Source organism: Streptomyces sp. NPDC043952 (assembly GCF_056435325.1).
The window spans coordinates 416,799-439,107 of record NZ_JBWKES010000001.1; the positions used below are offsets into that span (position 1 = coordinate 416,799).

The 22,309-nt window shown below is 71.4% G+C and carries 14 protein-coding genes; 6 read left to right on the forward strand and 8 right to left on the reverse strand.

Going from position 1 to position 22,309, the window contains the following annotated elements:
• Position 1 precedes the first annotated feature (1 nt).
• Together AC069R_RS01930 and AC069R_RS01935 are read left to right on the forward strand one after the other, a co-directional pair.
• Positions 2-2,197 carry a CDP-glycerol glycerophosphotransferase family protein gene (locus AC069R_RS01930; protein WP_478763667.1) on the forward strand — a complete coding sequence of 732 codons (2,196 nt, stop codon included), beginning with the start codon at positions 2-4 and terminating at the stop codon, positions 2,195-2,197.
• The gene (locus AC069R_RS01935) at positions 2,194-3,867 is read left to right on the forward strand and encodes a glycosyltransferase family 2 protein (protein ID WP_478763668.1); all 1,674 of its coding nucleotides are present in this window, start codon (positions 2,194-2,196) and stop codon (positions 3,865-3,867) included. Before AC069R_RS01930 ends, AC069R_RS01935 begins: the two co-directional genes overlap by 4 nt.
• An 86-nt stretch (positions 3,868-3,953) precedes the next feature.
• Here the strand turns inward: AC069R_RS01935 and AC069R_RS01940 are convergent, their stop codons facing one another.
• Positions 3,954-5,468, reverse strand: coding sequence for a hypothetical protein (locus AC069R_RS01940; RefSeq protein ID WP_478763669.1), 1,515 nt, complete (start codon positions 5,466-5,468; stop codon positions 3,954-3,956).
• A 182-nt stretch (positions 5,469-5,650) separates the two neighbouring features.
• Positions 5,651-10,612 (reverse strand): NAD-glutamate dehydrogenase, encoded by a 4,962-nt coding sequence (locus AC069R_RS01945; protein ID WP_478763670.1) that lies wholly within the window; start codon positions 10,610-10,612, stop codon positions 5,651-5,653.
• A gap of 578 nt (positions 10,613-11,190) precedes the next feature.
• On the opposite strand from AC069R_RS01945, the gene AC069R_RS01950 reads away from it, so the two are divergent.
• Complete coding sequence (locus tag AC069R_RS01950; protein WP_478763671.1) at positions 11,191-11,757, forward strand: DJ-1/PfpI family protein; 567 nt, start codon at positions 11,191-11,193, stop codon at positions 11,755-11,757.
• A 144-nt stretch (positions 11,758-11,901) separates the two neighbouring features.
• On the opposite strand, the gene AC069R_RS01955 is transcribed toward AC069R_RS01950, so the two are convergent.
• On the reverse strand, positions 11,902-12,570 hold the full coding sequence (locus tag AC069R_RS01955; protein ID WP_478763672.1) for an HAD family hydrolase: 669 nt from the start codon (positions 12,568-12,570) through the stop codon (positions 11,902-11,904).
• 58 nt (positions 12,571-12,628) lie between these two features.
• Positions 12,629-13,132: a DUF6912 family protein gene (locus tag AC069R_RS01960; RefSeq protein ID WP_478763673.1), complete on the reverse strand. Its 504-nt coding sequence runs from the start codon at positions 13,130-13,132 to the stop codon at positions 12,629-12,631.
• 289 nt (positions 13,133-13,421) lie between these two features.
• Between AC069R_RS01960 and AC069R_RS01965 the strand changes: the two genes are divergently transcribed.
• Positions 13,422-13,907, forward strand: coding sequence for an Rv3235 family protein (locus tag AC069R_RS01965; protein ID WP_478763674.1), 486 nt, complete (start codon positions 13,422-13,424; stop codon positions 13,905-13,907).
• Between the two features lie 314 nt (positions 13,908-14,221).
• On the opposite strand, the gene secA is transcribed toward AC069R_RS01965, so the two are convergent.
• Positions 14,222-17,035 carry a preprotein translocase subunit SecA gene (gene secA / locus AC069R_RS01970; RefSeq protein ID WP_478763675.1) on the reverse strand — a complete coding sequence of 938 codons (2,814 nt, stop codon included), beginning with the start codon at positions 17,033-17,035 and terminating at the stop codon, positions 14,222-14,224.
• 251 nt (positions 17,036-17,286) lie between these two features.
• On the opposite strand from secA, the gene AC069R_RS01975 reads away from it, so the two are divergent.
• Together AC069R_RS01975 and AC069R_RS01980 are read left to right on the forward strand one after the other, a co-directional pair.
• Positions 17,287-17,859, forward strand: a complete 573-nt coding sequence (locus tag AC069R_RS01975) for a GNAT family N-acetyltransferase (protein ID WP_478763677.1) — start codon at positions 17,287-17,289, stop codon at positions 17,857-17,859.
• A gap of 48 nt (positions 17,860-17,907) precedes the next feature.
• Entirely contained in the window at positions 17,908-19,083 is a 1,176-nt protein-coding gene (locus AC069R_RS01980) for a winged helix-turn-helix domain-containing protein (protein ID WP_478763678.1), read from the forward strand.
• Between the two features lie 17 nt (positions 19,084-19,100).
• Here the strand turns inward: AC069R_RS01980 and AC069R_RS01985 are convergent, their stop codons facing one another.
• From AC069R_RS01985 to AC069R_RS01995, 3 genes are all read right to left on the reverse strand, one after another.
• Complete coding sequence (locus AC069R_RS01985) at positions 19,101-19,856, reverse strand: response regulator (protein WP_397985663.1); 756 nt, start codon at positions 19,854-19,856, stop codon at positions 19,101-19,103.
• Positions 19,857-20,062: 206 nt separating this feature from the next.
• Positions 20,063-20,755 (reverse strand): ribosome hibernation-promoting factor, HPF/YfiA family, encoded by a 693-nt coding sequence (gene hpf / locus AC069R_RS01990; RefSeq protein ID WP_397985662.1) that lies wholly within the window; start codon positions 20,753-20,755, stop codon positions 20,063-20,065.
• Positions 20,756-21,070: 315 nt separating this feature from the next.
• Positions 21,071-21,949: a ComF family protein gene (locus AC069R_RS01995; protein ID WP_478763679.1), complete on the reverse strand. Its 879-nt coding sequence runs from the start codon at positions 21,947-21,949 to the stop codon at positions 21,071-21,073.
• Between the last annotated feature and the right edge of the window lie 360 nt (positions 21,950-22,309).

The following is a 22,309-nucleotide window of genomic DNA, read 5'->3' on the forward strand; positions in this document are numbered from 1 at the left end:
GATGCCCCAACTCAGCGTCATCGTCTACGGACCCAACGCGCAGGGGCATCTGACGGAACTGCTCGACTCCCTCGAAGCGCACCCCCTGTCCGACGCCGAGGTCGTGGTCGCCGCGGTCGGTGACTGGGCCCGCGAGACGGCCGAGGGCCACGCCCCCGGCACCGTCGTGGTCCCACTGCCCGACGGCACCACCGACGCGGCCGCCCGAGCCGCGGGTGCCGCCCGCGCCACCGGCCGCTGGCTGCACTTCGTGCACGCCAAGGACGGGCTGCCGGCCGGCGCCCCCCGCCTGATCGCCGAGCGCACCGCCGAGCTGGACGACTCCGTGGACGTCCTCCTCCTCGACCACCTCACCACCACCTGGCAGGCCGCCGCCCGCCCCTCCCGCGACGGCCGCTTCCTCGCCGCCGTCGGCCGCGCCGCCCTCCCGCTGGACGAGGCCGCCGACCTGCTGCGGCTCACCCCGCTGCTGGGCAACCGCGCCCTGCGCAGGCAGTTCTGGGCGGCCCACGAGGAGCGGCTGAACACCGACGACGAACCGCGTGCCGCCGGCGCCGCCCTGCTGTGCGCGGACCGCGTCGCCTGCCTCAACCAGGTGGCGTACGAGAACCGGGAGCTGCGCCCGGAGAGCCTGCCGCCGCTCGCCCCCGAGGACCGCTTCGAGCTGGTGGAGCGCTACGAGGCGCTGATGCCGCTCGCCCGCGACCGCCGCGCCCCGCGCGTGGTGCTCTACGACCTGATGATGCGCGACCTGGTGCGCACCTTCGCCGGCGAGAACCTGCCCGACGCGGTGGCCCGCGAGTTCTTCCGCCGCGCCTCCCTCGCCGCGGTGCGCTGGCGCCCCGAGCGCTACGAGCACCCGGCGGGCGTGGAGGGCGTACGGCACGCGCTGCTGGAGGAGGGCGCGTACACGAAGTACCGCGCGTTCCAGGCCGCCAACCGCACCCGCCGCGCCGCCCGCAAGGCGGTCCGCACCCGCAAGCGCCAGGTCGGCGCCAAGCTGCGCGAGCAGCAGTACCGGCGCGCCCTGAGCCGCCCGATCGACCCGAACCTCGCGGTGTTCGCGGCCTACTGGGAGCGCGGGGTGGCCTGCAACCCGGCCGCGATCGCCGCCAAGCTGGCCGAACTCGCCCCGCACATCCACCCGGTGTGGGTGGTGGCCAAGGAGAACACGGCCCTGCTGCCGCCCGGCACCGACCATGTGGTGCCCGGCACCCGCCGCTACTGGGAGGTGCTGGCCACCGCCAAGTACCTCGTCAACAACGTCAACTTCCCCAACGCGGTGGTCAAGCGGCCCGACGCGATCCACCTCCAGACCCATCACGGCACCCCGCTCAAGCGCATGGGCCTGGACCAGATCGAACACCCGGCCGCCGCCAAGGGGCTGGACTTCGACGCGCTGCTGGCCCGCATCGACCGCTGGGACTACAGCGTCAGCGCCAACAGCCACTCCACCCGGATGTGGGAGCGCGCCTACCCGGCCCGCTACACCTCGCTGGACCACGGCTACCCGCGCAACGACGTCTTCTACACCAGCGGCGCCGACGCGGTCCGCGCGGCCCGCGCCCGGCTCGGCATCGCCCCCGGCAAGACCGCGATCCTCTACGCCCCCACCCACCGCGACTACGAGGCCGGCTTCACCCCCCGCCTCGACCTCGCCGAACTCGCCGACCGGCTCGGCGAGGACACGGTCCTGCTGGTGCGCGCCCACTACTTCTACGGCGGCGCCACCTCCCCGCTGACCGGCCTGCGCCGCTCCGGGCGGCTCATCGACGTCTCCTCCTACGACCCCGTCGAGGAGCTGTGCCTGGCCGCCGACGCGCTGGTCACGGACTACTCGTCGATCATGTTCGACTACGCCAACCTGGACCGCCCGATCGTCGTCTACGCCGACGACTGGGAGACCTACCGCACCACCCGCGGCGTCTACTTCGACCTGATGACCGACCATCCGGGCCAGGTCGCCCGCACCCAGGAGGAGCTGACGGAGATCTTCCGCTCCGGCGCCTGGCGCGACGAGACCGCGGCCAAGGCCCGCGCCGCCTTCCGGCGCCGGTTCTGCGAGTACGACGACGGCCGCGCCGCCGAGCGGGTGGTACGCCGGGTGTTCCTGGGCGAGCCGGAGGAGGCACTGCCACCGGTGCTGCCGATCGAGGACCGCACCCCCGCTCCGACCCCCGAGGAGGCCACGGCATGACGCAAGCGGCCACGACCCCCGACGTCACGGTCACCGTCATCGTGTACAACGACGCGGCCCGCCTCCCGCGGGCGGTCGCCTCGCTGCGCGCGCAGACGCACGCCAACATCGAGATCGTCATCAGCGACGACCACTCCACCGACGACACGCCCGCGGTGGCGCGCCGCCTGGAGGCGGAGGACCCGCGGGTGCGCTATCTCCGGCTGCCGGAGAACAGCGGCGGGTGCAGCGCCCCGCGCAACCGGGCCATCGAGATCGCCCGCGCGCCGTACCTGATGTTCCTGGACAGCGACGACGAACTCCCGCCGCAGGCCGTGGAGTTGCTGCTGGCCGCGCACCGCGAGCGCGAGGTCGACTTCACCATGGGCGCGGTGCGCCGGGTACGGGTGGACAACGGCCGGCGTACGACATGGATGCCGCACCTGGTCGCCGAGCGGCGCACGGTCGAGGGCATCGAGGACGACCCGCGGCTGCTGTTCGAGCACCTGTCGACCAGCAAGATGTACGCGCGGTCCTTCCTGGACCGGCACGAACTGCGCTTCCCCGAGGGCATCCACTACGAGGACCAGCTGTTCTCGGCCCAGGCGTACTGCCTGGCCAAGGCGTTCACGATCATCCCGGACCCGGTCTACGTCTGGTACATCGACCCGTACGCGGCGGCCGCGTCGGCGTCCATCTCCAACCAGCGGCACAAGGTCAGCAACGTCCGCGACCGCGTCCATGTCCAGCGCCTCATCGACGACTTCCTGGTGGAGAGCGGGCACGCGGGGCTGCGCGAGGACAAGGACTTCAAGTTCCTTAAGCACGACTTCCGGATGTACGCGGGCGATCTGCCGTACCGGGACGAGGAGTGGCTGACCGCGTTCGCGGACATCATGAACCCGTACCTCGACACCCTGGCGCCGGGCGCGTTCGCCCGGCTGCCCCGGCCCGAGCGGGTCGTCCTCGAACTGCTGCGCTCCGGCCGCCTCGCGGACGCGCGGCTCGCGGCGCGGGGGCTGGGCCAGGAGGTGGCGCCGCGCCAGGTCACGACGGACGCGGCGGGCGTGCCGTACTGGGGCGACAGCGTCCCGGACACCGAGCGCGGGCGGCGGGAGCTGTGCATCGCCGATCTGGAGCTGGAGACGCGGCCGTTCCCGACGGCGCAGTTCCGGCACGAGATCACGGAGCTGAGCCGGGGCAGCGGGGCGACCCTCACGCTGGCCATCCGCACGTACGACCCCGGTCTGCGGCTCCCGGTCGGGCCCCAGCGCGCCGGTCTGATCGTCTCCCCCGGCGGGCGCCGGATGACGGTGCCGTTCCGGCTCGACCCGGTCAGCCCCGGTGTCTTCGAGGGCACGGTACGGCTGGACCTGGCCGACGCGCGTCTGCCCCTCCAGGGCTTCCAGGGCATCCGCCATCCCCTGGTCCGCCTCAACCAGCAGGGCCTGTGGAACTCCGGCGTCCTGCTGGCCCCGCTGGACTTCCCCGCGGCCACGACCCGCGTCGACTACCGCTCCGGCGCGACGCCGCACCTGGTCACGGTGGAACCGGAGGGCCGCAACCCCGGCCGCTTGCAGCTCCGCTGGGAGCCGGTGGGGGCGACGGCGGTGATCCGCCCGGTCCTGCACAAGATCGCCCGGCCGAGGGTCCGCAAGGCGGCGAAGCTGGTGGCGAGCCTGCTGAAATAGCGCCACGGGGGTCGAGCTGCGTGGGCGACCGCGGCTACGTCGTGGCCGCTCACGCAGTTCCCCGCGCCCCTTCGGGGCGCTCCAGCTCAGGGCATCACCCGGTACAGGACCTGGTGCGCAGGACCCGTCGTCACCTTCCGCAGGCCCGGTCCGGCCAGGTTCGCCGGGCCGACGACCCAGCGCACCCGGTACTCCCGCAGCATCCCCCGCCGCTCCGCCGCCGATGTCCCCGGCGCGAAGAACCGGGACACCGCGGCGGAGCGCTGCGCCGAATCGCGCAGGAACACATCCGGATACCCCGGCGCCACCGTGTACCCGCCGTACGCCGGGATCTGCCGCGCCGGCACCGTCCGCGCCATCACCACATCCCCGTACCGCACCCACGGCGTGATCCAGTGGTAACCGACCCACGGCGCCTCGTACTTGTCGGCGAGCACGGACGGCAGCGCGGATTTCCCCGTCGCGTACCCGATCGTCCCCGCCTGTCCCCAGAAACCCACCGCCAGCGCCAGTCCGAGCACACATGCCCACCCGGCCCGCACGGCCCGCCGCCCCGCGGTCACCGCCTCCAGTGCCGCCGCGAGCTGCGCCGGGATCAGCGCGGCGGGCATCGCGCGGCCCCAGGAGTAGTGCCCGGTCAGCCCGCCCGCCACGACGACCAGCACGCCCAGCGCGAAGAACAGCGCCAGCGGATCCCACCGGTTCCGCCGCAGCCGCGGCACCAGCGCCGCCACCCCCAGCAGCACCAGCCCGAACCGCTCGAACAGGTGTTGGTACAGCGACTTGTGGATGGCCTCCAGATCCGCCCCGGCGGAGAACAGCGAGAAGAAGTCGTAGTACGGCCACACCCACAGCAGCACCGCCCCGAGCAGCAGACCGCCCCCGAGCCGGAGCCACACCTGACGCCCCGGACGGGCGGAGACGACCATGGCCAGCGCCCCGAGCGTGGCGACGACGCCCGTGAACTGGTGGCAGAGCAGGATCAGCGCCCACAGCACCCCGAGGGCCGGCCACCGCCCCCAGGACGCCTCCGTCCGCAGCGCACGGGTGAGCCAGGCCCAGAAGTGGAAGCTGAGGCCGAGCGCGAACACGCTCGGGTAGGAGATGGTCAGGGCGAGGGAGTGCAGCCCGATGAACCCGCTCCAGTTGAGGACGGCCGTCCCCCACAGCAGCACCAGGCTCAGCAGCGCCAGCGCCGGCGCCGCACGGTGGTCGCTGAGCGTCCTGACGTACCGCCACACCCCGGTGACCAGCAGGGTCAGCCCCACCAGCGCCCCGATGCGCAGCACCACGAACACCGACAGGCCCGTCACCTTGGCGAGCGCGCCCAGCAGCAGCATCCACGGCGAGTAGTACGGGCTCGGCGTGTCCGCGTCGACCAGGGGGTTGCCGGGGTGCAGCAGGCTGTGGGAGAGCCGCTGGATCGTGGCCGCGTGCATGCCGAGGTCGCCGATCCAGGGCAGCCGGACGATCACCGCCAGCAGCAGGGCCACCACCAGCACCGCGGCCACCTGCGGCACCACACGGGCCGCCCGTGCGCCGCCGCCCGCGGGCTCCGGGCGGCTCAGCTGTTCTTCGAGGTCAGACTGTGCTGCGTGCATTCTGCTGGAACACCCAATCGCGGAAGCCCAGGTAATTACAGCGCAGACCCTATCCGAAACACACTGATAAGCAGGAAACGGTAAATCCGCCTATCTCCTTTGTACAAAGGACGGCAAGAAAGGGAACGCCCCGGACCGATTCTCCATCGGACCGGGGCGTCCCACCCGCCTGCGCGGTATCGCTACGAGTGCGTGCGCAGCAGCGTCCGCATCGTCCGCATCGCCACCGACAGGTTGGCGAGGTCGAAGGAGTCCGAACTGCGGATCTCCTCCAGGGTGGTGCGCGCCCGGCCCAGGATCGGGGCGTTCTTCTGCTCCCAGGCCGCGAAGCGCTGCTCCGGCGACGAGGCGCCGTTGCCCGCGGTGAGCACGTCCGCGGTGAGCGCCGCGTGCGCCGCGAAGAGGTCCTCGCGGATGGAGGCGCGGGCCATGGACTGCCAGCGGTCGTTGCGGGGCAGCTCGATGATGCGGTCCATCAGCTGGGTGATGCCGAGGCGGTCGGCGAGGTCGTAGTAGACCTCGGCGACATCCAGCGGCTCCTTGCCCATGCGGTCGGCCACCGAGACGATGTCGAGCGCCGGGAAGGCGGAGGAGAACCCGGCCACACGGGTGGCGAGTTCGTCCGGGACGCCGGCCGCGGACAGCTCGTCGTACACGTGCTGGTACCACTCCAGGTCCGCGCCCCGCACCAGCTTGGGCAACTGCTGCCAGACCTGCTCGACGCGCTCGGCGAAGAACTCCACCGTCTCGGCGAGCTGGAGCGGCTGCGGCCGGTTGTTGAGCAGCCAGCGGGTGCCGCGCTCGACCAGGCGGCGCGAGTGCAGCCGGATGCGGGTCTGCACGGCCGCGTCGACCTTGTTGTCCAGGGCCTCCACCGCGTCCCACACCGGGGCCGAGCAGAAGATCGCGCGGGCCGCGGTCTGGGCGCGGACGATCTCCTCCAGGGAGGCGCCGGTCTCCTCACGCAGCCGGTGCAGATACGTCGTACCGCCCGTGTTGACCGTGTCGTTGACCAGCACCGTGGTGGTGATCTCGCGGCGCAGCGGGTGGTTGTCGACGGCCTCCGCGAACCGCTCGCGCAGGGCGGTCGGGAAGTACGCGTGCAGCAGGCCGCGCAGGTACGGGTCGTCGGGCAGCGAGGTGGCCAGCAGCTCCTCGGCGACCGTGATCTTCGTGTACGCCATGACGACGGCCGTCTCCGGACCGGTCAGGCCCTGGCCCTGGTTCAGGCGCTCGCGGATCTGGCGGTCGGTCGGCAGGAACTCCAGGGCCCGGTCCAGGTGGCCCTCGCGCACCAGGTGGCGCAGGAAGCGCTGCTGGGCGTGGAGCATGTCCTTGGCCTGGAACAGCGCGTTGGCGAGCGCGGTGTTCTGCGCGTAGTTGTTGCGCAGCACCAGCGCGCCGACCTCGTCGGTCATCTCGGCGAGCAGCTTGTTGCGCTGCTTGATGGTCATGTCGCCGTCCGCGACCAGGCCGTTCAGCAGGATCTTGATGTTCACCTCGTGGTCGGAGGTGTCCACGCCGGCGCTGTTGTCGATCGCGTCGGTGTTGATCTTGCCGCCCTGGTGGGCGAACTCGATGCGGCCGAGCTGGGTCAGACCCAGGTTGCCGCCCTCGCCGACGACCTTGACGCGCAGGTCGGCGCCGTCGACGCGGATGGCGTCGTTGGCCTTGTCGCCGACGTCCGCGTTCGACTCCGCGGAGGACTTGACGTAGGTGCCGATGCCGCCGTTCCACAGCAGGTCGACCGGCGCCTTGAGGATCGCCTTCATCAGGTCGGCCGGGGTCATCTTGGCGATCTTGCCCTCGATGCCCAGGGCCTCGCGGATGTGCGCGTTGAGCTGGATCGACTTGGCGCTGCGCGGGAAGATCCCGCCGCCCGCCGAGAGCAGCTCGGTGTTGTAGTCGGCCCAGCTGGAGCGGGGCAGCTCGAACAGGCGGCGGCGCTCGGCGTACGAGGTGGCCGCGTCCGGGTTCGGGTCGATGAAGATGTGCCGGTGGTCGAAGGCGGCGACCAGGCGGATGTGCTCGGACAGCAGCATGCCGTTGCCGAACACGTCACCGGACATGTCGCCGATGCCGACGACCGTGAAGTCCTCGGACTGGGTGTCCACGCCCAGCTCGCGGAAGTGCCGCTTGACGGACTCCCAGGCGCCGCGCGCGGTGATGCCCATGCCCTTGTGGTCGTAGCCCGCCGAACCACCGGAGGCGAAGGCGTCGCCGAGCCAGAAGTTGTACTTCTCGGCGACCCCGTTGGCGATGTCGGAGAAGGTGGCGGTGCCCTTGTCGGCCGCGACGACCAGGTAGGTGTCGTCGCCGTCGTGCCGCACCACGTCCTTCGGCGGGACGACCTCGCCGCCGACCATGTTGTCGGTGATGTCCAGCAGCGCCGAGATGAACGTCTTGTAGCTGGCGACGCCCTCCGCGAGCCACGCGTCCCGGTCCTGCGCCGGGTCCGGCAGCTGCTTGGCGACGAAGCCGCCCTTGGCGCCGACCGGCACGATGACGGTGTTCTTCACCATCTGCGCCTTGACCAGGCCGAGGATCTCGGTGCGGAAGTCCTCACGCCGGTCGGACCAGCGCAGACCGCCGCGCGCGACCTTGCCGAAGCGCAGGTGCACGCCCTCGACCCGCGGCGAGTACACCCAGATCTCGAAGGCCGGGCGCGGCGCGGGCAGGTCCGGGATGGCCTGCGGGTCGAACTTCATCGACACGTAGTCGTGCGGGTGGCCGTCGGCGCGCCGCTGGAAGAAGTTGGTGCGCAGGGTCGCCTTGATGACGGTCAGGAAGGAGCGCAGGATGCGGTCCTCGTCCAGGCTCGCCACCTGGTCCAGGGCCGCGTCCAGCTCCTCCAGCAGCGCGTCCGTCAGCTCCAGTCCGGCCTGCTGGCGCTCCGGGGACATCCGCGCCTCGAACAGGGAGACGAGCAGCCGGGTGGTGTGGACGTTGTTGCGGAGGGTGTCCTCCATGTAGTCCTGCGAGAAGGTCGAACCGGCCTGCCGCAGGTACTTGGCGTAGGCGCGCAGCACCATCGCCTCGCGCCAGGTCAGCCCGGCGCTGAGCACGAGGGCGTTGAAGCCGTCGTTCTCCGCGCGCCCGGTCCAGGTCGCGGCGAACGCCTCCTGGAAGCGCTCGCGGCCGTCGTCTCCCAGGTAGTCGCCGTTGCCGGCACCGAGCGCCTTCGGCAGCCGCAGCCCGAAGTCGTAGATCCAGCCGGTGGTGCGGTCCGAGCAGCGCAGCTCGTACGGCCGCTCGTCCACGACCTCGACGCCGATGCGCTGGAGCACCGGCAGCACGGCGGACAGCGAGACGGAGGCGCCCTTGCGGTAGATCTTGAAGCGGCGTTCGTCGGGGGCGGCGCCGACCGGCTCGTACAGGCTCAGCGCGAAGTCGTTGCCCGGCTCCTCGGTCAGCCGCTCCAGGTGCACGAGGTCGGCCACGGCCGCGCGCGGGGTGTGGTCGGCCTTGTAGCCCTCGGGGAAGGCGTTGTTGTAGCGGCGCAACAGCTCGGCGGCGCGCTCCTCGCCCAGCTCGGCGTTGAGCGCCTCGGTGAACCCGTCCACCCAGGAGCGGGCGGCCTCGACCAGGCGGGCCTCGATGCGGTCCTTGTCGGCGTCCGACAGCTCGGGCAGCTCGGTGCCCTGCGGGACGCGGACGACGAAGTGCAGCCGGGACAGGATCGACTCGGTGTTCCAGGCGGTGAAGTCGACGCTGGTGCCGCCGAGCTCCTCCTTCAGGATGTCGATGATCCGCAGGCGCACGCCGGTGGTGTAGCGGTCGCGCGGCAGGTAGACGAGGGCCGAGTAGTAGCGGCCGTATTCGTCCTGGCGCAGGTACAGGCGCAGCCGGCGGCGCTCCTGGAGGTAGAGCACGCTGGTGACGATCGACTGGAGCTCGGCGGCCGGCGTCTGGAACAGCTCGTCGCGCGGGTAGGTCTCCAGGATCTGGAGCAGGTCGCGGCCGTCGTGGCTGTTGGGCGAGAAGCCGGCGCGGTCGAGGACCTCGGCGACCTTGCGGCGGATGACCGGGACCCGGCGCACCGACTCGGTGTACGCGGCCGAGGAGAACAGGCCGAGGAAGCGGCGCTCCCCGACGACGTTGCCGTCCTTGTCGAACTTCTTGACGCCGATGTAGTCCAGGTACGACGGCCGGTGCACGGTGGCCCGGCTGTTCGCCTTGGTCAGCACCAGCAGCTTGTGCTCGCGGGCCTTGGCGCGGGCGTCGGCCGGCAGCCGCTCGAAGGAGGGGCTGACCGGGTGCTGGTCGTCCTCGTCGTGCTGCGGGTCGGAGCGCAGGATGCCGAGGCCGGTGCCGGGCACGGCGGCCAGGGTGTCGTCGCCGCGCAGCTCGTACTCGCGGAAGCCCAGGAAGGTGAAGTGGTCGGCGGCGAGCCAGCGCAGCAGTTCGCGGGCCTCCGCGACCTCCGCCTCCGGCAGGTCGGCCGGGACCGGCTCGCTCTCCAGCTCGCCGGCGATCCGCGCCGCCGCCTCCCGCATCTTGTCCCAGTCCTCGACGGCCTCGCGGACGTCGGAGAGCACGCGCAGCAGGTCGGAGGTGATCGCCTTCAGGTCCGCGCGGTCGGTCTCACGGTCGATCTCGACGTGGATCCAGGACTCGATGTGCGCGTCGTGCGGCAGCTCGGCGGGGTCGACGGAGGTGGCCGGGGTGGGGAGGATCTCCAGCAGCTTGCCGGTGAGGTCGCGGCGGACCACGAACTGGGGGTGGATCACGGCGTGGATGCCGCGCCCGCCGCGGGTCAGCTCGTTGGTGACGGAGTCGACCAGGAACGGCATGTCGTCGGTCACGACCTCGACGACCGTGTGGCTGGACGTCCAGCCGTTCTCCTCGACCGTCGGGGTGTGCACCCGGACGTTCGCGGTGCCCTGGGGGCGGTTCTCGGCGAGCCGGTAGTGCGAGACCGCGGCGCCGAAGACGTCCACCGGGTCGCGGTCGTCGAGGTCTTCCGGTGCGGTGTGCAGGTAGTAGCGCTGGAGGAACGCGAGGGTGGACTCGCTGTCCGGGGTGTCCGGGGAGCCCTCGCCCGTCGACCCGGTCGGTAGGTGCCCCCCGACCGGGCTGTTCTCAGCTACCCGAGCGGCCCGTTCGAGCAGCTCGGCCTTGGCTTCGTCCAGCTTGGTCTGCATTGTCCTCTGGCTCCTGTCGCGCGCCGTTGCGTGACGTAGAAGGAAGTACGGGATCTTCCCCTGCGGCTCGACGCCACGGCCCGGAGTTTCCGGTCCGTTCCGACGCTATGCCGCCAGGCGGGATGAGCGGGGGGTATTCGGCCGTTTCCGACACGACCACGTGGTGTGACGCTGCTCTCGGCACCGTCGCGTTCCGGGCCGGCCTTGGCGTCCTGGGGGCAGCGGCGCCCCCGTCCCGCCCGCGAGGACCAGCGACTGCCGCCCGGTCACGGAGGTCCTCCGTGCAACCCGGGCGCAGGGCGGGAGCCTGATCGCTCCCGCGAGCTATCGCGCTGATCACGCCACAAGGCTATCGCCCCGCACCCCGGAACCGTCATGAGCCGTATGTGTACAAAACAGGGGGTCAAACTTTGACGTTCTGCACAGCGCCCGGCACCACCCGAGTGGCGTAACCGGATTCGGCCAGATGGGGGGGCGGGGTGGGGTAGCGGCCCGGCGTCTTGCGCCGCACCCTGAGAGCTGTACGGCCCAGGAGTTGCCGGGGAGCCCGTCCCCGTCCGTCCCGGAGGAGTGCCGACATGCCCGCGAAGATCCTCATCGTCACCGGCGACGCCGCGGAGTCCCTGGAGGTCATGTACCCCTACCAGCGGCTGCGCGAGGAGGGCTACGACGTCGACATCGCGGCCCCCTCCCGCAAGACGCTCCGCTTCGTCGTGCACGACTTCGAGCCCGGCTACGACACGTACACCGAGAAGCCCGGATACACCTGGCCCGCGGACCTGTCCTTCGCCGAGGTGGAGCCCAGTGCGTACGCCGCCCTCGTGATCCCCGGCGGCCGGGCCCCGGAGTACCTGCGCAATGACCCCGAGCTGCGCAAGATCCTGAAGGCCTTCTTCGACGCGGACAAGCCGGTCGCCCAGATCTGCCACGGTCCGCTGCTCACCGCGGCGATCGACACCCTGCGCGGGCGCCGGGTCACGGCCTACCCGGCCCTGGAACCCGACATGCAGGCCGCCGGGGCGAGCTTCCAGGACACGGAGACGGTGACGGACGGCACGCTGGTCTCGGCACGGGCGTGGCCGGATCACCCCTCCTGGATGCGGGAGTTCATCAAGGTGCTGCGGGCGAAGGCGCCGGTGAACTGAGACCCACTTAGCTGCGGGCAGTCGTGCCGCTGGGGCGGCACGGGTGGGCGCAGCGGCACCCGCCGGCGCCGGTGAGCGACCCGACCCCCGGCCGGCACGAACGCCGGGCGCCGACACCAGCTCAGGGCACCTGTGAACGCCCCGTCACACAGCTATTCGCTGCGCCACCTCCACCGCCTCCGCCAGCGTGTCCACCACCGGGACGCCGACCTCCTCCAGGCTGGCCCTGCTGTGCGACCCCCCGGTGTACAGCACCGCCCCGGCCCCCACATGCCGCGCCGCGACCGCGTCGTCCGCCGCGTCCCCGATCACCACCGTCCGCTCCGGGTCCACCGCCCCCGCGAGCCACGACAGATGCCGCACCATGTGCTCCGCCTTGCTCCCGCCGGACGGCCCCGTCCGCCCGTCGACGCGCACGAAGTGCTCCTCGATCCCGAACCCCCGCACGAGCGGCACCAGGTCCTCGTGTCCGTACATGCTCAGCAGCGACTGGCTGTGCCCCGCCGTACGCCATCCCCGCAGCAGCTCCGCCGCCCCGTCGGTCAGCGTGCACCGCGCCCGCCGCTCCGTGTAGCGCTGATGGAATATCCCGTCCATCAGCTCCCACTCGGCCTGGCTCGGCAGCCGCCCCATCAGCCGCTCGTAGAACTTCGGCACCGGCACGCAGTACAACGCCCGGTACTGCTCCAGCGTGATCGGCGCCAGGCCCAGCTCCGCGAAGGCCGCGTTGGTGGCCTCGATGATCGCCTCGTTGTCATGGAACAGCGTGCCGTTCCAGTCCCAGACGATGTGCGCGTGTGCGTGCTTCCCCATGCCCAAGACCGTACCCGCCCCCACTGACAATCCCGCCGGGACGGCCGGTTCTGCCTGGTCAGCCCCGCCCGAGGAGGCCGGGGATCTCCTGCGTGGCGAACCACAGCAGCTCGTGGTCCTCGGCCTCGTCCACGGCGGACCGCGCGGCCTCGTCCCCGCCGTCCGCCGCCGCCAGCGCCCGAGCCGCCGCGGTCACGTCCGGCTCGGCGTCGTCGGCGTCGGCGTGGACCGCCGCCGCCTTCGCGAGCGGCACCGTCACCCGCACGGTCACCTCGCCCGGCTCGGCCCCGCTGTCGGACGCGGCCACGACCGCGCCGTCGGACACGTCCACGGCCACCACGACCCGGCGCCGCGGCGCGTCCTCGTCGGCCGCGAGCAGCCGCAGAGAGGCCGCCGCGGCCCGGCCGAGCGCGGCGTACTCCAGCTCCTCGACGTCGTCGGAGCGGTACCAGGCGCGCAGGGCGGGCGTGACGGCGTAGCCGACGAAGGGGCCGGCCCCCAGCTCACCCGTCCTGTGCGCCGCGGCGAGAGCGGGGAGGGTCAGGGGGACGTAGACGCGCATGCTCGCCGCTCTTTCCTGGTCGTTTTGAAGGGCCTTCAGGATACGTGCGGCTGTCCCCTTTCGAGTCCCTGCACAGACCCCGGAAACGTCAGCCCCGCACGTCGTCCTTCACCCGGCACACCCGCATGATCTCGGGGCTCACCCCTCTGTCTATCCCTCCGGAGGGTGAATCCCCTCGGCCCCTCGCCACCACCGGCCACGTCCTTGCCGCGCGGCCCCCGGCCCCGTACAAGATCCCCACCACCTAGTTACCGCCCGGTATGCGCCGGGCCGTCGAACGGGGACCCCCATGAACAAGGTCATGAGCCGCACCCCTGACTCCCGCCCCCGGCACCGCCCGCCGACCCGCCACGACACCCGCCGCCCCGCCTCGGGCCCCCGCCGCGCGTCCGCCGACGGCCGTACGACCACCCGCCCGCCCCGCTCGGCCCCCCGGACAGCCGCCGGGCCCCCTCGCCCCACCGACGTCTTCGCGGACCGCCTGCTGGCCGTCCTCAGCGGTCAGCGCCCGGTCCACTGGATGCTCCGCCACACCGCGGGCCGCGCCTACGACGACCTGGCCCGCCTCGCCGCCCGCGGCCCCCTGCGCGCCCGCGGCACCCGCCCGGTCGTCCGCGACCTCGGCTACTACGTCGCCGGCGAGGGCGCCCTGGAGGTCTTCGCCCGCATCGCCGCGGGCAGCCAACTCCGCGCCCTGGCCTTCCGCCTCGAACTGGGCCCCGACCTCCGCTGGCGCTGCACCGCCGTGGAAACGGGCCCGCGTCCAACGCCATAGCCGAGGGCTCGCTGGGGCCGCTCCTGGAGCAGTTCCGGGGGTCGGTCCTGTGCTCCGCCGGGGGCGGCTCCGCCGTGGCCGCTCGCGCAGTTCCCCGCGCCCCTTGCGGGGCGCTGCTGCCGCCGCCGTGGGTGCGGGCGGTCGTGCCGCTGGGGCGGCACGGGTGGGCGCGGCGGCACCCGTCAGCGCCGGTGAGCGGCCCAACCTCCGGCCGGCGCCGGCACGGGGCCCAACTGGACACAGTCCCGCCGGAAAGAACGGCGACGCAAAGGGGGCCGGGCTCGAAAGAACCCGGCCCCCTCAGGGAGTGCGCGTCACTTCTTGCGGCGCCGCCCGCCCTTGGCCTGCTTCCGCCGCTCCGCCCGCGTCAGCCCGTCCGACTCCGACCGCACCGGCCCGTCGTCCTCCAGGTCGCGCTCGACGATGCCGCCCTCACCGTCCACCGTCGGCGCGGAGAAGTGCAGGTCCCGGCGCTGCGGAACATCGAGCCCCTTGGCCCGGATCTCCGGACGGCCCGCACCGGCCTGCGCCGGCACCGCGTCCTCGGCACCCTCGCCGACCGGCTCGGCCTCCTCGACCGGCACCTCCTCGACCTGCTGCTCGACCTGGACCTCCAGGTTGAACAGGTAGCCGACGGACTCCTCCTTGATGCCCTCCATCATCGCGGTGAACATGTCGAAGCCCTCACGCTGGTACTCGACCAGCGGGTCCTTCTGCGCCATCGCGCGCAGGCCGATGCCCTCCTGGAGGTAGTCCATCTCGTAGAGGTGCTCGCGCCACTTGCGGTCGAGGACCGACAGCACGACCCGCCGCTCCAGCTCACGCATGATCTCGGAGCCGAGCTGTGCCTCGCGGGCCTCGTACTGCTGGTGGATGTCCTCCTTGATGGACTCCGAGATGAACTCGGCGGTCAGGCCGGCGCGGTCGCCGGCCGCCTCCTCCAGCTCCTCGACGGTGACCTTCACCGGGTAGAGCTGCCGGAAGGCGCCCCACAGCCGCTCCAGGTCCCAGTCCTCGGGGAAGCCCTCGGCGGTCTCCGCGGCGACGTACGCGTCGATCGTGTCGTCCATGAAGTGCTGGATCTGCTCGTGCAGGTCCTCGCCCTCCAGCACGCGCCGGCGCTCGCCGTAGATGACCTCGCGCTGCCGGTTGAGCACCTCGTCGTACTTCAGGACGTTCTTACGCGTCTCGAAGTTCTGCTGCTCGACCTGGGACTGCGCGGAGGCGATGGCGCGGGTGACCATCTTGTTCTCGATCGGCACGTCGTCCGGCACGTTCGCCATGGACATCACGCGCTCGACCATCTGTGCCTTGAACAGGCGCATCAGGTCGTCGCCGAGGGAGAGGTAGAAGCGGGACTCGCCGGGGTCGCCCTGTCGGCCGGAACGACCGCGCAGCTGGTTGTCGATGCGCCGCGACTCGTGCCGCTCGGTGCCGAGGACGTAGAGGCCGCCGAGCGCCTCGACCTCCTCCTTCTCCGCCTTGACGGCCTGCTCGGCCTTCTCCAGGGCGGCGGGCAGCGCCGCGGCCCACTCCTCGATGTGCTCCTCCGGGTCGAGGCCGCGCTGGCGCAGCTCCGCCTCGGCGAGGTCCTCGGGGTTGCCGCCGAGCTTGATGTCGGTACCGCGGCCGGCCATGTTGGTGGCGACCGTCACGGCGCCCTTGCGGCCGGCCTGGGCGACGATCGACGCCTCACGCTCGTGGTGCTTGGCGTTCAGCACCTCGTGCTGGATGCCGCGCTTGCTGAGCTGCTGCGACAGGTACTCGGACTTCTCGACCGAGGTGGTGCCGACGAGGATCGGCTGGCCCTTCTCGTGCTTCTCGGCGATGTCGTCGACGACCGCCTCGAACTTCGCCACCTCGGTGCGGTAGATCAGGTCCGACTGGTCCTTGCGGATCATCGGCTTGTTGGTCGGGATGGGGACCACGCCGAGCTTGTAGATCTGGTGGAACTCGGCGGCCTCGGTCATCGCCGTACCGGTCATGCCGGAGAGCTTGTTGTAGAGGCGGAAGAAGTTCTGGAGGGTGATGGTGGCGAGGGTCTGGTTCTCGTCCTTGATGTCCACCCCTTCCTTCGCCTCGATCGCCTGGTGCATGCCCTCGTTGTAACGGCGGCCGGCGAGGATACGGCCGGTGTGCTCGTCGACGATCATGACCTCGCCGTCGATGACGACGTAGTCCTTGTCCTTCTTGAACAGTTCCTTCGCCTTGATGGCGTTGTTCAGGTAGCCGACGAGCGGGGTGTTCACCGACTCGTAGAGGTTGTCGATGCCCAGCCAGTCCTCGACCTTGCTGACACCGGACTCGTGGATGGCGACGGTGCGCTTCTTCTCGTCCACGTCGTAGTCGCCGGTTTCCTCGATGCCCTTGAGGGGGTTGCCGGCCTCGCCCTTCTTCAGGCGCAGGACGAGCTTGGCGAAGTCGCCGTACCACTTGGTGGCCTGGTCGGCCGGGCCCGAGATGATCAGCGGCGTACGGGCCTCGTCCACGAGGATGGAGTCGACCTCGTCCACGATGGCGAAGTTGTGGCCGCGCTGCACCAGTTCGTCCTTCGACCACGCCATGTTGTCGCGCAGGTAGTCGAAGCCGAACTCGTTGTTGGTGCCGTAGGTGATGTCGCACGCGTACTGCTCGCGGCGCTGGGCCGGCGTCATGTTGGCGAGGATGACGCCGACGTCGAGGCCCAGGAACTTGTGGACGCGGCCCATCATCTCGGAGTCGCGCTCGGCCAGGTAGTCGTTGACCGTGACGATGTGGACGCCGTCGCCGGACAGTGCGTTCAGGTACGCGGGCAGGGTGCCGACGAGGGTCTTGCCCTCACCGGTCTTCATCTCGGCCACATAGCCGAGGTGGAGCGCGGCGCCGCCCATCAGCTGTACGTCGTAGTGACGCTGGCCGAGAACGCGCTTGGCGGCCTCGCGGACGGTGGCGAACGCCTCGGGCAGCAGGTCGTCCAGGCTCTCACCATCGGCGTACCGCTGCTTGTACTCCTCGGTGAGGGCCCGCAGCTCGGCGTCGGAGAGGTCGACGAAGTCCTCTTCGATGGAGTTGACCTGGTCCGCGATGCGGTGCAGCTTGCGCAGGATCTTGCCTTCGCCTGCACGCATGATCTTCGAGAGGACGGACACGGGGGCTGGTCTCCTTGCCGGTCGGGCCTGGGACGGTCGGTTTTCCATGACGTACTGAGCAACGGCCATCGTATGCGAGGACCCCGCCGCGCCGGGAGTGCCTGGTGTCCCGGCCGCTGCTTCACAGGGACAACGGACGGGATATCCGGATAGTGCCGCATCGACGCAGGGATTTATGCGAATTGTGATCGCGCGCTCACGGATCGCGGAAATCCATGGCCCCCGCGGGGCGGGACGAGCAGAATCGCCCGATGGAACCCGTCACACTCACCACCGGCCGTCTCCACCTGCGCGCCGTCGGACCGGCCGACACCGAAGCCGTGTACGAGGCCGCGCAGGACCCCGACATCCAGCGCTGGACGCCGATCCCCTCCCCTTACCTGCCCGAGCACGCGCGCGGCTTCACGCACGAGACGGTCCCGGACGGCTGGGCGCAGGATTCGATGTTCACCTGGGGGATCTTCCTCCCCGGCGGGGAGCTGGCCGGCATGCTCGGTTTGTCGATGCGCGGGCCAGCCGCGGCCGAGGTCGGCTTCTGGGCCGTCAAGGAGCACCGCGGTCGCGGCCATGTCACGGAGGCCGTGCTCGCCGCCTGCCGCTGGATCTTCACCGACCTGGGCGTCGACCGGGTCGAGTGGCGTGCCGAGGTCGGCAACCACGGCTCACGCGGGGTCGCCGAACGCGCGGGCTTCACCCTGGAGGGCACCCTGCGCTGCGCCCTCGCCAACAAGGGGGTGCGCCGGGACTGCTGGATCGCCTCCCTGCTCCCCTCGGACCTCGGCCTGCCGTCCACCGCCCCCTATCTGCCGGGGCCGGGTCGGTAAACCGCAGCTCGGGACGGGTTGTCAGTGCCGCCGTCTATCGTCCGTGGCATGACGACCCTGCCGCGCCCGACCACCACGCTCACCGCGGACGACGCCCGCCGTATCGCCCTGCGGGCCCAGGGTCTGCTCGGCGCGCCCGACCGGCGGGCCGGGGTGCGCGGGGTGCTGCGCCACCTCGGTGCGGTCCAGCTCGACACCATCTCGGTCCTCGCCCGTTCGCACGAACTGGTGCCGTACGCCCGCCTCGGCGCCGTCGGCCGCACCACGGTGGAGGACGCCTACTGGAAGGACACGCACGCCTTCGAGTACTGGTCGCACGCCGCCTGCCTGCTGCCCATCGAGGAGTGGCCGCACTTCGCCTTCCGCCGCCGCGCCTACCGCAACCGCCCGCACTGGAACCACGAACTCCCCGACGGGGTCTACGAGCAGGTCGTCAAGCAGCTGCGCACCGAGGGCCCGCTGACCGCGACCGAACTGGGCGGCGCGAAGCGGACCAGCGAGTGGTGGGACTGGTCCGGCACCAAGGTCGCGGTCGAACGGGCGCTGATGTACGGCGAGGTGGTGTGCGTCGAACGCCGCGGCTGGAAGCGGGTGTACGACCTCGCCGAGCGCGCCGTCCCCGCCACGTTGCTGCACGACGAGCTGGACGACGCCGAGTGCCTGCGCCGCCTGGTCCGGCTGGCCGGCGAGTCACTGGGCGTGGGCACCCGCGCGGACATCGCCGACTATCACCGGCTGAAGGGCGAGCAGGTGGACGCGGTGCTCGCGGACTCGGGTCTGGTGCCGGTCGAGGTCGAGGGCTGGGGCAGGCCGGCCTGGGCGGATCCGGCGGCCCTGGCGACCCCGCCGCGCGGCCGCCACCGCACCACCCTGCTCTCGCCCTTCGACTCGCTGATCTGGGAACGGGCGCGCACGGAGCGGATCTTCGGCTTCACCCACCGCCTGGAGGCGTACACCCCCAAGCCCAAGCGGGTGTACGGCTACTTCGCGATGCCGGTGCTCGCGGGCGGCCGCCTCGTCGGGCGGGTCGACCCGGCACGGGAGGGCCGCACCCTGGTGGCCCGGCAGGTCACCCTGGACGGTCCCAAGGCGGTCCCGGCGGTCGCCCAGGCCCTGCTGGAGGCTGCCACATGGGTGAAGTGCACGAACGTCCGGGTGGAACGCGTGGACGACCCCGCCCTGCGGGGACCGCTCACCGCGGAACTCGCCCGCGCCCTCGGCTGAGGGGCGGCGCCGGGCGGCTAGCGGATCTCCAGGATCTTCTCCCGCATCGCGTAGACCACGGCCTCCATCCGGGAGTGCAGCTGGAGTTTCTCCAGGATGTTGCGGACGTGGTTCTTCACGGTGTTCTCGGAGATGAACAACTCCTTGGCGATATCCCGGTTGTTCATCCCCGTGGCGACGAGCTTGAGGACTTCCAGTTCACGGTCGGTCAGCCGGGGCGCGGGCACCAGCCGGCGCTCGTCGGTGCGCTGGATCATCGACTTGAACTCGGTGAGGAGTTTCGACGCCATGGACGGGCTGATCTGCGACTGCCCGTCGGCGACCGCGCGAATGGCGGTGGCCACCTCGTCGGTGGAGATCTCCTTGAGCAGATATCCGGTGGCGCCCGCCTTGATCGCGTCGTAGAGGTCGGCCTCCTCGTCGCTGATCGTCAGCATGATGATCTTTGCGCTGGGGGCGACCTCCTTGATGGAGGTGCACGCCTCGATGCCCCCGCGCCGGGGCATCCGGACGTCCATCAGCACGATGTCGGGCAGCAGGTCCGCCGCCTTGTCGACGGCCTCGGCGCCGTCCCCCGCCTCGCCGACGACCTGGATGTCCTCCTCGGCCGCCAGCACGATCTCCAGGCCGCGCCGGAAGAGCGCGTGGTCGTCCACCACCAGGACCCTGATCGGTTCCCCGCGCGAGGAGCCCCCTTCGGGGCACCTGCCGAGTACACCGTCGTCGGTGTCGTCGGCCTCCTCGCCCCGCATCGGTCCGAAGGTGTCCGCCATCGTTCCTCCCCCTGAAGGCTGTGGCCTGTGTGGTCCCGTGCCATCGCCAACCCAAGGCAGCGGCCCACCGGTTGGGCCCTTGCGGTCATGATTTCATGCCGGAACCACACCGAGGCGCCGCACGCGGCGCGAAGTGGTCGCACACTGGTGCCCCTGGGGGCGCACACGCGCTCCAGGGGCACCGGTTCGGCTCCGGCTCCGGGCGGTCAGCCGCCCAGCGTGCCCCCTGCCGCTGGGGGCTGCGCCTCGGCGACCATCGGGTCCGTGTTGAGGTGGATCACGCCGTAGTCGTAGGCGTGGCGCCGGTAGACGACGCTCGGCTCCTTCGTCTCGGAGTCGACGAACAAGTAGAAGTCATGGCCGACCAGTTCCATCTCGTAGAGGGCCTGGTCCAGGCTCATCGGGGAGGCGACGTGGGTCTTCTCGCGGACGACGAGGGGGCCTTCGCCCTTGACCTCGAGCGGGCCGATCTTCGTGGTCGGCACTCCGTCCGTCTCGTCCTCCCCCACCGGGACGCCGTTTCCGTCGAGCGTCGCCGCGCCCGGCACGTGGTCGGGGACCTCCGCCGCCGAGATCCGCCGTGAGCCACGGCGCGAGAACCGCTTGTCGTGCTGCTTGCGCAGGCGCGCGTCCAGCTTTTCCGCCGCCATGTCGAGTGCCGCGTACGGGTCGCTGGCCGCTGCCTCCGCCCGGATCACCGGGCCCCGCGAGCGGAGCGTGATCTCCACCCGGTCGCAGCGGTCGGCCTGTCGAGGGTTGGGCTCCTTGGACACCTCGACGTCGAGGCTGATCACCTTGCCATCGAGCTTCTGGATCTTCTCCAGCTTCAGCTTCTCGGCCACGTGCTTGCGGAACCGCTCGGGCACCTCGGTCTTGCGGCCTTTGACGACGATGTCCACGCAGAACTCCGTTCCCGGATCGCTCCGCTGCTTCGGCGGAGCATCTCCCTTTTGCACCAGGTCCGGTGAGCACCGGACCTCGGACTCGGTGACGTCCACCTCCTCCTCCCCCAAGGGCGGGTTGTCCACCCCACCGGTGCGGGTGATTGCCGAAAAACCCGCAGCACGGCATTCGGATATGAGAGGTGTGGCCTGCGCCTCTTTCCTCACAACCGAACATATCTCGCCCGGACGGATGTCGTCACCCTCTACTGCGGCGTACCTCCGTTCAGGTGAATTAACCCTGTCACTACCTGCAACGACGCAGGTCGGCGGTCAGTTCCTGTTTATTTCGAAAGAATCCGCGGGCGCGGCGATCACGGCCGCGTGCAACGGCGGCCCGAAGGCGCTCACCGCCGTTCTTTTCGCTGCACCATGCACCCACTTCCGCTTCTCCCGCTTCTCCCTCTCCGACCGCCTCCCGGTGGTTCGTTCCTCCCTTCCTTCCCGAGTTGCGTTCTCGTACACAGCCCTTGACTCGCCGATTCGCAGGGCCCGCGCCGCCTCCGCGAGACTCGCGCCGGTGGTGACGAGATCGTCGACCAGCACGACCCGGCCCCCGGCGAGCAGCCGGTCCCCGCCCGCCGTCACCTCCAGCGCGCCCGCGAGGTTCGCCAGGCGCCGGCGCGCGTCCAGTCCCGCCTGGTCCGCCACGGCTCTGCGCTGGCGCAGCACCGCCGCCACCCGAGCCGGTGTCCCGGTGCGCCGCAGCTCACCGGCGGCCGCGAGCGCCATCCGCCGTACCGGATCGTGCCCCCGCGCCCGCACGGCCCACCGCGCGGAGGGCACGGGCACGAGCACGACGGGCCCCGGAGTACCGCCCCCGCGAACCCCGGTCGCCGGCGCACCGGCCCCGGCCGACGCGTCGAGGCCCGCCCGCACGGCCCCCACCAAGGCCGTGCCGAGCGCTCCCGTGAGCGTCAGCGCGCCCCGCTCCTTGTGCGCCAGCAGCAGCGCGCGCACCGCCTGCGCGTACGGAGCCGACGCGTACACCGCCGGCAGTCCCGGTGGCTCCGGCAGCGGCCGCACCCGCCGGGGCGCACTCCCGGCCAGCGCGGTCCGGCAGCGCGCGCAGACCGTCGTACGAGGTGCTCCGCAGCCCGCGCAGTCGGTCGGCAGCACCAGGTCGGTGAGGTCCCGCCACCACCCCCGCATGACCACCACTGTGCCAAGGCCGGAGCCGGCCCACCACCCCTGTGGACAACGGCCTGTGGATAACTCGCAGGGGGCTTGGGCAGGCCGTTGTCAGCGTCCCCGGCCAGGCTCTCTCCGCATCGGCGAGACTCTTTCGGCCTCGGCCGGACTCTCCCGCCCCCGGCCGGACTTTCCCGTCCTCGGCCAGGCTCTCGCGCCCTCGGCCAGGTCCTGTCGTCCGGGCCGGGCGGCCCGGGGGGGGCGGGCGTCAGCCCGGAGCGACCGGCGCCGTCCCCCCCCTGTCCCCCTTCCTCCCCCTCCCCCCCGTCGGCAGCCCGAAAACCCCCCCGTCCGCATAGGGCAACCACGGACACACGTCTT

Bases quoted from the DNA above. Each gene is read 5' to 3' on its own strand.
- AC069R_RS01930 (WP_478763667.1), top strand. From the start codon at position 2: ATGCCCCAACTCAGCGTCATCGTCTACGGACCCAACGCGCAGGGGCAT.
- AC069R_RS01935 (WP_478763668.1), top strand. From the start codon at position 2,194: ATGACGCAAGCGGCCACGACCCCCGACGTCACGGTCACCGTCATCGTG.
- AC069R_RS01940 (WP_478763669.1), bottom strand. From the start codon at position 5,468: ATGCACGCAGCACAGTCTGACCTCGAAGAACAGCTGAGCCGCCCGGAG.
- AC069R_RS01945 (WP_478763670.1), bottom strand. From the start codon at position 10,612: ATGCAGACCAAGCTGGACGAAGCCAAGGCCGAGCTGCTCGAACGGGCC.
- AC069R_RS01950 (WP_478763671.1), top strand. From the start codon at position 11,191: ATGCCCGCGAAGATCCTCATCGTCACCGGCGACGCCGCGGAGTCCCTG.
- AC069R_RS01955 (WP_478763672.1), bottom strand. From the start codon at position 12,570: ATGGGGAAGCACGCACACGCGCACATCGTCTGGGACTGGAACGGCACG.
- AC069R_RS01960 (WP_478763673.1), bottom strand. From the start codon at position 13,132: ATGCGCGTCTACGTCCCCCTGACCCTCCCCGCTCTCGCCGCGGCGCAC.
- AC069R_RS01965 (WP_478763674.1), top strand. From the start codon at position 13,422: ATGAACAAGGTCATGAGCCGCACCCCTGACTCCCGCCCCCGGCACCGC.
- AC069R_RS01975 (WP_478763677.1), top strand. From the start codon at position 17,287: ATGGAACCCGTCACACTCACCACCGGCCGTCTCCACCTGCGCGCCGTC.
- AC069R_RS01980 (WP_478763678.1), top strand. From the start codon at position 17,908: ATGACGACCCTGCCGCGCCCGACCACCACGCTCACCGCGGACGACGCC.
- AC069R_RS01985 (WP_397985663.1), bottom strand. From the start codon at position 19,856: ATGGCGGACACCTTCGGACCGATGCGGGGCGAGGAGGCCGACGACACC.
- AC069R_RS01995 (WP_478763679.1), bottom strand. From the start codon at position 21,949: ATGCGGGGGTGGTGGCGGGACCTCACCGACCTGGTGCTGCCGACCGAC.